The following is a 9,263-nucleotide window of genomic DNA, read 5'->3' as shown; positions in this document are numbered from 1 at the left end:
GCGCGGGGACGGCCGTCGTGATCGGGACGCTGGCGGCGACGCTGTGGCAGTTCGCCGGCGGCGGCCCGGGCGGGGGGTGGGACATCGCGCCCGCCACGCCCTCCTTCGCCATCTCGATGGCGGCGTCTATCGCCGTGACCCTCCTGACGCCTCGGCCGCCCGGCGAGGTGGTGGAGTTGTATGACCGGGTGAACGCGAAGTAGGGGAGCGCCGCTGACCACGCCACCCGCCATGCCATAACGTGCATCCCTGTAGCAGGCGACGAGCGGCAACACGCGAACATGTTGACCGCTGCCGGAAGAGGCTGCTAGCCTTGGGCCATCACAGAAGCGGAGGATGTCCATGCCAAAGTACCTGTTCACCGCAGACTACACGCCCTCCGGCATAGCCGGGGTGTTGAAAGAGGGAGGGACCGGCCGCCGGGCGATGTTCGAGCAGATGTTTGCGGCAGTGGGCGGCAAGATGGAATCGTTCTATTACGGATTTGGGGCGGACGACCTGTACATCATTGCGGACCTGCCGGATGAGACGGCGGCGGCCGCGGTGTCGATGAACGTGGCCGCGGCGGGCGCGATCACCATGCGGGTGACAGTCCTCCTGTCGCCGGAGACAATGGATGAAGCCGGGAAGATGTCCGTGAACTACCGCGCGCCGGGGGCGTAGGGAACGGAGTTCCCGCGGACGCAGAAGCCGCCCATCGCTGCCGATTGTACGGGGTCGCGGAAGACCTGCGTGGCCCCGCCGCTCCTTGTTCGCGCATTATCGGCGCGTTGGGCCGGCGTCCCGGCCGACGGGATGATTCGCCATGCGGTTCTCCCTCGCGAGCCGAACAGTCTCCGACACTCGCTGTGACCGCGTCTCCGGCTTCCTCGCCGACTTGATCCACCACAGGATGTTCTTCCTGGACGATCCCGGGAATCGCTGAAAGCAGGCGTCAGCCTCCGGATCCTCAGCCAGTGCGGAAGCTAGGTCATGCGGGATGACGAGGTCTTCTACCTCGTCATAGATGTCCCACGCGCCGTTCTCCTTCGCCGCTTCCACCGCCCTGAGTCCCGCCGGCGCCATCCGGCCCTCCGCCGTCAACCGCTCCACCTTCCCCTTGTTGATGCGCGACCACGGACTCTTGACGTTCCTGGGCGTGAAGAGCCGCATGGCGCGCTCGTCGTCCAGCCTGTTCGGCCTGGAGTCCACCCAGCCAAAGCAGAGCGCTTCATCCACCGAATCCGGGTACGGGATGAAGGGCCTTCCGGCTGCTTTCTTCCACGAAACAAGCCAGACGCCATTCGCGTCGTCGTGGTTCTCCTCCAGCCACGTGCGCCATTCCGCCCGCGTCTCCGCGTGTACTAGGGGCCTTCCGTCAATTGGGTGGGTTCCCCCATCGGTCATCCCTGATCCCCCATTACACTAATGATGCCTCCAACTCAGGCATGGCGAATGCCGTGAGGGGGAGTTAAGGGCTACTCCCCCCTCGCGCTGAAGACCAGCATCTCCAGGATTTCGTGACTGGAGATGGAGCCCTTCAACGCCCCGGTGTCGGAGTCGACGACGGGGAGGACGGAGAGGGCGTTCTCCGACATGCGCTGCAGGGCATCCTCTAGGTAGTCGTCGGTATAGGCGGTCGGCGTCTGCTGTCGAAGCATCTGGCTCAGCGGCGTGTGGTCCCACTCGCTGTGGGGCAGGTACCGGAGCATGCTCACCGACACGATGCCGGCCAGCTTGTCGTGGTCGATCACGACATAGTCGTGCTGGTCCTGCAGCAGCCAGTCCTCCGCAAAGGACTTGACTGTCTGCGATGCCTCCGGATGAGGGCGATATGGGTCCAGGAGGTCGCGCACCCGGATCTCGTCCAGCACGAAGCGCTCGAACGACGGCGGGAGCCGGTCGGGCGAGATCTTGCCCGTCGAGCGCGCCATCCGCCGCAGCGCGAAGCCGATCCCCATGGGCGTCAGCAAGATGTAGGCCAGCATGACCAGCACCAGCAGGGAGAAGATGTCCTTGCTGATGGCCTCCGAGTGCAGCATGACGAGGAGTAGGGCAATCTCCGCCACGCCCTTCGCCGTCAGGCCAACCGCCGTGGCAAAGGGCGCGTTGACCCGTGTGACGTAAGCGCTGAGGAAAGACGCGCCCACCTTGCCGGCCAGGGGGACGAGGGCGAGTATCAGGATGGTCTCCAGTGGCAGCTTGACGAAATCGAGGTTGAAGTGGAGACCCGCGGACGCGAAGAAGAGGGGTACAAAAAACCCCTCGGCGGCGCCTCGCATGCCGGGCATGATGTCGCGCCGCGTCTGGTGCGGCAGGAAGGAGAGGGCCGCACCGAAGAGGAGCGCGCCCAGTGAGCCGTGCAGCCCAACCTCCTCGGCGATCACGACGACGAGGAAAAGGCCGCCAAGGAGCATGCCGAAAGCGAACTGGGGCACGCGGAGAATCCGCTGCAACAGCCCGAGGGCCCGTGGCACCAGCTTGCTGGCCACAAACCACGTCACGATCCCGAATCCGATGATCTCGGCGACAATGCGGACCACCGTCATCGCCTCGATGCCCTCGTGTGACGATGACGAAAAATGCTCACTGATGGCGAAGCCAACCACGAAGAGGGCGATGAGCTCGACGATGATGACTGACGTGAAGATTTGAACACCGACGGGCTCGCGTAGGCGCCCCTCGTCGATCAGCGCCTTCGCGACCACTCCGAGGCTGGAAAGCGACAACACCCCTGCGAGCCCCAGTGCCTGCGTGAAGCTGAGCCCGAGCTGCAGGTCAATGAATACGTCTGTCGTCACCGAGAGGGAGGCAAGCATCGAAAGCGTCACGGCGAGGACGGCGGTGAAGAAGATCCGGCCGCGAATGGCGGCAACGAATCCGGTGATGTCCAGCTCCTCCAACCCAATCAGGAAAAAGAACATGAAGATGCCGATGCCGAGGATGAGTTCCACGCTCGGTCCGGTGTGGACAAGGCCGGTGACGGGGCCGAGGATGACGCCTGCCACAGCGTAGGCGAAGATGGCGTTCAGCCCGAAGCGTTTGAAGATGCCCTCCAGCAGCTTGGCGGCGACAATGAGCATGCCTACGGCAAAGAGGGCCTCATGGAGTTCCAAACCATATCCTCCTCATCATCCCCACTGGCAGGCAATGCACGTCATGTGGAAGGCAGTTTTGGCTGCGGGATGGTAGCACCGGCAGTGTGCGCGGACAAGGTGAGGCTGAAACGGCTACCGCCGCAGGGTGGCGACCGCAGCCGCCAGGAGCGCCGCCGAAAAGGCCGCGAGGGCCGCAAGATCCCCCCACACTCCCGCAAGGTCTGACCCCCGCAGCATGATCTCGTGCAGGGCGTCCACTGCGTAGGTGAGGGGCAGGATGACAGACAGCCATTCGAACACCTCCGGCATCTGCTCCACGGGAATGATGACGCCCGACAGGAATATTTGCGGCGCAAGGACGATGGGGATGAACTGGACGACCTGGAACTCGTTGTTGGCGAAGCTGGAGATGAAGATGCCAAGGCTGACCGCGACGGTGACCACGAGCAACAGGACGGCGCTGATCTCCCAGAGGCTGCCCTTGTACTGAACGTCCAGCGCAAAGATGGTGAACGAGAAGATCACAACAGTCTGCACCACAGCAAAGATGAGGAATCCCAGCATGTAGCCGAGCATGATGTCGAAGCTGCCCACCAGGGTCGTCTGCAGGCGTTCCAGCGTGCCCTGCGCGCGCTCTCGTAGGAAACCGACGCCGGTGAGGATGAAGGTGAAGAACATGACAAAGACCGCGAGCAGGCCGGGAGCGACCCTGTCGAGGATCTCGCGCTGCTCGTAGAGGCTGAAGCCCACAAGTGACATAACGATGAGTGGCCCGACAATGAGCAGCCCGATGGACCGCCGGTCGCGCAGTATCTGACGGACGATTCGCTCGGTGATGGCCAGCACGCGGTCGCTAGACATCACTCGTCCGACATTCGCAGGAAGTGAATGAACGCGTCCTCAAGGGATGCGTCAGTGCGTCCGGTGGCGGCTCGGAGCGCCGACGGCGTGTCCATGGCGATCACCCCGCCGTCCCGGAGAAAGGCAAGCCGGTCGCAGTGGGCGGCGTCGTCCATCGTGTGGCTGGATATCAGGATGGTAGTGCCGCCATCGGCCATGCGTCTGAAACGCTCCCAGAACGCTGCACGCAGGTCGGGGTCGAGTCCGATGGTCGGTTCGTCCAGCAGCAGCAGGGAGGGCCGGTGGACCAGCGCGATGGCCAGGCTGACGCGCTGACGCATGCCGCCGCTGAGGTTCAGGATGGTGTCGCCGCTGCGTTCGGCCAAATCCACAATGCTGATTGCCTCGTCGACGGCCTCAGCGCGCACGCGGCGGTCGGACATCCCGTACATCCGCGCAAAGAAGTTGACGTTTTCCTGGACGGACAACTCCTGGTAGAGGGCGCTGAGCTGCGGCATATAGCCGACCTGCGCCGCCTGTCGCGACGAGGGGGTGTCTCCGTTGACAGTGAGCGTGCCGCCGTTGGCGCTCAACAGGCCCACCATCATGCGCATGAGCGTGGTCTTGCCTGAGCCGTTGGCGCCCAGCACGCCAAAGACCTCGCCCTCCAGCACGGACAGGGAGAGCCCGCTCAAGACCTGCCGTGCGCCGTAGCTGAACGAGAGGTCAGTGGCTTCGATGACGGCCGTTGCTTGCATAGGCGGCAAGGTAGCACGCACGTAGGCGGACGGCAACCGATGCGCCGTCATCGAAGCCAACGCTGTGGTCGATGGACCGACCGGCGCGCCATGCAGTCTGACGCCAGTGAACATGACCTCGCATGGCCCTTCATTGCATCGTTTCGCCTTGCCCACTCGTATAGGTGTAAGATGGCTGGTAGTGCAACTATCAGGGGCGGGTCGGTGCATCCCCGGGAAGGATTCCAGTGAACAGGCTGTTGCGTCGTCTTGCACTGCTGGCGGCAGCGTCCATGGCCGCTGTAGCCGTGGCATGCTCTGGTGAGGAGCCATTCCCGGAAATCGAGGTCACCCCGACGGCAGTGCCGGCGGAGGCCGCGGCGCCTGTGCGGGCCGCACCGACTGCCGAGGCTTCTGCCCCGGAGCCCGCGGGGCCCTACGACTCCACCGAGAACATGTACCGGCTATTCTCTGGCTTTGGTAGCCAGCCCGCGAAATCCCATGAGGCTCTGGAACTGGCAGTCGCCAACAGCGATAAATCGATGGTCCCCGTGATGATAGAGATGCTCCGCTTCTTTGGTAACTGGGAGCTGGTGCTGGACACCAAGGATGCCCTTAAGGAAATCACAGGGGAGGATCTTGAAGCCTACTCGCGGGGTTGGTTTGAGTGGATGGAGTGGCTCGGCAGGAACGGCGATGAATACCTGCCGCCAGAGGGCTATGTGGCGTGGAAGGTAGACCTGATGAACCTGATCGACTACAGGTTCGGTGAATTCCTGTCCCCTGCAGGGCAAGGCTCACGAATTAACGTCGCCGAGATTGCGTGGGGAGGCGTCCGGCCCGACGGCATCCCGCCTTTGGAACAGGCTCCGGTCGTCGCCGCGGACGACCAGGACTATCTGCTGCCGAGCGACCGCGTATTTGGCGTGTCCATAAATGGCAAGCACAGGGCGTACCCCCTCCGCATTGTGAACGCTCACGAGATGGCCAACGACATATTGGGGGGCGAACCCATATCCCTTGCCTACTGAACGCTCTGCGGAACCGGAATCGTGTATTCCGCCAAAATCAACGGAGAGCCAACAACCTTCGGCACCTCGGGCATGCTGTACCGCAGCAACAAAGTCATGTACGACCGGCTGACCAACTCGCTCTGGAATCAGCTCACCAGCGAGCCCGTCATAGGCCCGTTATGGAACTCCGGCATCAAACTCGACTTCTTCCCGGTTATGCTCACCACATGGGAAGAGTGGCTCGCCCTCCATCCCGACACCACGGTGCTCGCCCAGTCCACGGGCGTTTACTCCGCCGATTTCTACGCGCCGGAGGACGACCCGGAGGCCATCTACTTCGCCTACTTCACCGACCCCGAGACGATGTTCCCGGTCCCCGACCGGAACGACGGGCTTGCAACGAAGGACATCGTCCTGGGCGTCCAACTCAACGACAGCTACAAGGCCTACGCCTCCGATGCCTTGCGCGTGGCCCGCATCATCAACGACGTCGTAGGCGGCGAGGACATTCTGGTGCTGGGCTCGGCCGGTAGCGAGGGCGCAAGGGTCTACTACCGCGGCGGCAAGTCGTTTGAGCTCCCGCCGGGCGAGGCTGCCAGCCTTGTCCTGCCGTCTTCGGTCGTAGGCGCCGACGGCGTGACTTGGCGCGTGACCGAGGAGTATCTCGTCAACGAGGCCGACGAATCGAAGAAGCTTGCCCGCATACCCACGCATATGTCGTTCTGGTTCGGCTGGTACCAGTTCCACCCGGACACGGAGTTGTACTCCGGGCCATGACATCAGCCAGCTGGCAAAGTTCGTGAAGGGAAGGGGCCGCAGGAATGTGGCCACTCCCGTCTCCCCTTGATGCAGGCGGCCGCCTCCTCCGCTTGCGCCGTACGGTCTCCGAATTGTACAGGCTCGCTCGCTGATATAAACTACTCCTGCCCCAAGGGTAAGCAGCGACCACTCATGGCGCTCGAATAGTGGAGGATTGTGCATGTCGCAGACCCCTTTGTTTCCCGTAACTGTCGTAGGGAGTTGGCCCCGCTCAACGGAGCTCGTCCGTGCTCTGCGACGCAAGGAAGCTGGCGAGATCACCCTCGCCGAGTTCAACGCCCTCGCAGACGCAGAGGTGCTGGCCTGCATCCGGGCGCAGGAAGCGGCCGGCGTCGACATCATCAGCGACGGCGAGCTGCGCCGGGACAACTTCTATTCCTTCGCTGTGGACAAGCTGACTGGTATGCGACTCATGAAGGTCTCGGAAGTGATGGACTATTCCCATGACCGGGCCCGGATGGAAGAGATGCTGCGCGCCCTCGACGTGCCGGCCTTCGCTATCAAGAGCCCCATTGCCGTGGACCGGCTCGGAACGCGGGAGGGCCTTGCCCTCGACGAATTCGCCTTCCTGAAGGAGCACACGGACCGCCAGATCAAGATTCCCCTGCCCGGACCCTACATGCTGACACGCTCCAGCTGGTTCGAGGGTCTCTCAGACGCCGTCTACCCAACCCCCGAAGACCTCGCCGCCGACGTGGTGGCCATCCTGCGGGAGGAGATCATCGCCCTGCGCGACTTGGGCTGTGACTTCGTCCAGCTCGACGAGCCAATCCTTAGCCAGGTGGTGTTCGGCGAGGAGAGCACCGAGACGTTCATGTGCGCCGCCCTGCCCAATCGCCGTGACCCCACTGATGAGCTGGAGTTCGCGGTGCGGCTGATGAACGAGACGCTGGATGGGATCACCGGCATCAGGACAGGGGTCCACATCTGCCGCGGCAACTGGAGCAAGAAGGAGAACGTCCTCCTCACCGGCAACTACGGGCCCATGCTTCCCTACCTTGCCCAGATGAACATCGACCAGCTCGTCTTGGAATGCGCCACACCTAGGGCCGGCGAAATGGACGTCTTCAAGGAGTACCGCAACGAGTGGGAAATGGGCCTCGGAGTGGTGAATCCCCGTGCTGACGACATCGAGTCGCCGGAGGAGATCATCGTCAGGGTCAAGGAGCTCCTGCAGTACTTCGACCCAGACAAGATCTACCTCAACCCCGACTGCGGTTTCGGCACCTTCGCCGAGAGGAACGTCAACACCACTGAGATGGCCATCAAGAAGATGCAGGTTATCACCCAGGCCGCCGAACAGATCAGGGCAGAATATCGATAGCGACAGGGTTCAGAGTCGTCGCCCAAATGTTTGAGATGGGCATGCAAAGGAGTTGGATATGACCGAGGAGAGAAACCTCAACGGACTGCCCCAGGAGAAGCTGGCTGAAGTCCTCGATTCCTTTCGGGACCCCGAGGTCTTCCAGGCGGTGACCGGGCCGTGGAAGTCACGGGTGGTCTGGCAGGACGGCATGCGGGCGAAGGCCTACATGCGCAACCATCAGGTCGAGATGGACGAGCCCGGCGACCTGACCGCCACTGACGCCGCCGCCAGCGCCCACGAGCAACTGCTGTCGGCCATCGGAAGCTGCATGACCGTCGGCTTCGTGGTCAACGCCACCAAGCAGGGCGTCCGCATTCGCGACCTCGAGATTGCCGTCGAGGGGTACTTCGACAACATTCGCAAGTGGGCTGGCGTCGAGGACGAGGGTAATCCCGGCTATGGGCAGATTTCGGCCAAGTGCTTCGTACGCGCAGACGCCGACGAGCAAACCCTGCGCGAGATTTGGCGTTTGGCCGTCGAGGGCTCCCCCGTCACCCAGTCCGTTGCGAACCCAACCTCAGTCGAGACCGACTTTGAAATGGTTGGTTGATGGTCACCTTCGTTTCTGCGGACTGGGTCTCTGACCACATCGAGCAGCCGGGATGCCTGATAATCGACCCCCGGTCGGCCATGCGCTACCTGATGGGCCATCTGCGAGGGGCCGTAAGTGTCCCTTACAAGAAGCTGCAGGGCCCTGATGGTCGTCTCGGCCCGCCGGAGCAGCTTGCCGCCGTATTCGGCGGCGCAGGCTTGGGTGATGACATAACTCCAATCCTCTACGACCACCACGACGGCCGCAACGCCGCCATGGCGGCGTGGGTGCTGGAATATCTGGACCGCACCGACGTTCACGTGATGGACCTCTACTTCGACGCTTGGAAGGACCAGGGCCGGGAGGTCCTCTACCGCCCCGTAGCGGCAGGGCCCAGGTCCCTCTCGTCGCGCCTGGACCCGTCAGTGCGGGCCACAATCGATGACGCGGCCAGCCCCGGTGAGACGAAGCTCCTGGACACACGCACCCCTGAGGAGTTCTTCGGCCAAACCGAAGCGGACCCTCGTCCCGGCCACATCCCCGGCGCCGTCAACGTCCCGCATTCGGAAATGGCTGGCGCTGAGGGGAAGCTCCTTATCCATCCAGACCTGTTGCACAGCCGCCTTGCAGCCGCGGGCATCATGCCGTCGGATTCTGTGGTCGCCTACTGCCGAAGCGGCATCCGGGCATCGCTCGCATACCTGTCCATGCGGCAAGTCGGCTACAACGTACGCCTCTACGACGGCTCCTATGCGGAATGGATGGAAAGCGGCCACCCCGTGGAGATCTAGCCTCTCGGGTGTGAGGCCATGCCGCCGTCATGCTTCGCGGCGCGGGCCATTGTGGACAGGAAGTCCGTGGACCACTTGCCATTCTCGC

10 protein-coding genes are annotated in these 9,263 nt (G+C 63.2%); 6 read left to right on the top strand and 4 right to left on the bottom strand.

The annotated features are described in order from the left end of the window. Both OXC99_02760 and OXC99_02755 read left to right on the top strand, forming a co-directional pair. Positions 1–203: hypothetical protein (locus OXC99_02760; protein MCY4623908.1), on the top strand; the 203-nt coding region annotated here is incomplete at its 5' end. Positions 204–342: 139 nt separating this feature from the next. Continuing rightward, positions 343–663, top strand: coding sequence for a GYD domain-containing protein (locus tag OXC99_02755; GenBank protein ID MCY4623907.1), 321 nt, complete (start codon positions 343–345; stop codon positions 661–663). 96 nt (positions 664–759) lie between these two features. Here OXC99_02755 and OXC99_02750 read toward each other — a convergent pair whose 3' ends face one another. The 4 genes from OXC99_02750 to OXC99_02735 form a co-directional block, all read right to left on the bottom strand. Beyond that, positions 760–1,386, bottom strand: a complete 627-nt coding sequence (locus OXC99_02750; protein ID MCY4623906.1) for a YdeI/OmpD-associated family protein — start codon at positions 1,384–1,386, stop codon at positions 760–762. A 71-nt stretch (positions 1,387–1,457) separates the two neighbouring features. Then, the gene (locus OXC99_02745) at positions 1,458–3,095 is read right to left on the bottom strand and encodes a cation:proton antiporter (GenBank protein MCY4623905.1); all 1,638 of its coding nucleotides are present in this window, start codon (positions 3,093–3,095) and stop codon (positions 1,458–1,460) included. Positions 3,096–3,209: 114 nt separating this feature from the next. Beyond that, positions 3,210–3,938, bottom strand: a complete 729-nt coding sequence (locus OXC99_02740; GenBank protein MCY4623904.1) for an ABC transporter permease — start codon at positions 3,936–3,938, stop codon at positions 3,210–3,212. Continuing rightward, the gene (locus OXC99_02735; GenBank protein ID MCY4623903.1) at positions 3,938–4,675 is read right to left on the bottom strand and encodes an ABC transporter ATP-binding protein; all 738 of its coding nucleotides are present in this window, start codon (positions 4,673–4,675) and stop codon (positions 3,938–3,940) included. The genes OXC99_02740 and OXC99_02735 overlap by 1 nt, the downstream gene beginning before the upstream one ends. Before the next feature lie 722 nt (positions 4,676–5,397). On the opposite strand from OXC99_02735, the gene OXC99_02730 reads away from it, so the two are divergent. The 4 genes from OXC99_02730 to OXC99_02715 all read left to right on the top strand — a co-directional run bounded on the left by OXC99_02730 (position 5,398) and on the right by OXC99_02715 (position 9,175). Further along, positions 5,398–6,444 carry a DUF3179 domain-containing protein gene (locus tag OXC99_02730; GenBank protein MCY4623902.1) on the top strand — a complete coding sequence of 349 codons (1,047 nt, stop codon included), beginning with the start codon at positions 5,398–5,400 and terminating at the stop codon, positions 6,442–6,444. Between the two features lie 202 nt (positions 6,445–6,646). Continuing rightward, positions 6,647–7,810 (top strand): cobalamin-independent methionine synthase II family protein, encoded by a 1,164-nt coding sequence (locus OXC99_02725; GenBank protein ID MCY4623901.1) that lies wholly within the window; start codon positions 6,647–6,649, stop codon positions 7,808–7,810. Between the two features lie 58 nt (positions 7,811–7,868). Then, complete coding sequence (locus OXC99_02720) at positions 7,869–8,402, top strand: OsmC family protein (GenBank protein ID MCY4623900.1); 534 nt, start codon at positions 7,869–7,871, stop codon at positions 8,400–8,402. Beyond that, a complete protein-coding gene (locus tag OXC99_02715; protein MCY4623899.1) occupies positions 8,402–9,175 on the top strand; it encodes a rhodanese-like domain-containing protein in 774 nt (257 codons plus the stop codon). Before OXC99_02720 ends, OXC99_02715 begins: the two co-directional genes overlap by 1 nt. Positions 9,176–9,263: the final 88 nt, after the last annotated feature.

This window comes from Chloroflexota bacterium, from assembly GCA_026713825.1.
Taxonomy (GTDB): Bacteria; Chloroflexota; Dehalococcoidia; order Lucifugimonadales; family UBA1127; genus UBA1127.
Note: the sequence above shows the minus strand (reverse complement) of the source record. Positions and strands in the feature narration are given on the sequence as shown.

What these genes read in the sequence shown, in the direction of transcription:
- OXC99_02735 (MCY4623903.1), bottom strand. Translation starts at nt 4,675, where the DNA reads ATGCAAGCAACGGCCGTCATCGAAGCCACTGACCTCTCGTTCAGCTAC.
- OXC99_02715 (MCY4623899.1), top strand. Translation starts at nt 8,402, where the DNA reads ATGGTCACCTTCGTTTCTGCGGACTGGGTCTCTGACCACATCGAGCAG.
- OXC99_02740 (MCY4623904.1), bottom strand. Translation starts at nt 3,938, where the DNA reads ATGTCTAGCGACCGCGTGCTGGCCATCACCGAGCGAATCGTCCGTCAG.
- OXC99_02750 (MCY4623906.1), bottom strand. Translation starts at nt 1,386, where the DNA reads ATGACCGATGGGGGAACCCACCCAATTGACGGAAGGCCCCTAGTACAC.
- OXC99_02755 (MCY4623907.1), top strand. Translation starts at nt 343, where the DNA reads ATGCCAAAGTACCTGTTCACCGCAGACTACACGCCCTCCGGCATAGCC.
- OXC99_02720 (MCY4623900.1), top strand. Translation starts at nt 7,869, where the DNA reads ATGACCGAGGAGAGAAACCTCAACGGACTGCCCCAGGAGAAGCTGGCT.
- OXC99_02725 (MCY4623901.1), top strand. Translation starts at nt 6,647, where the DNA reads ATGTCGCAGACCCCTTTGTTTCCCGTAACTGTCGTAGGGAGTTGGCCC.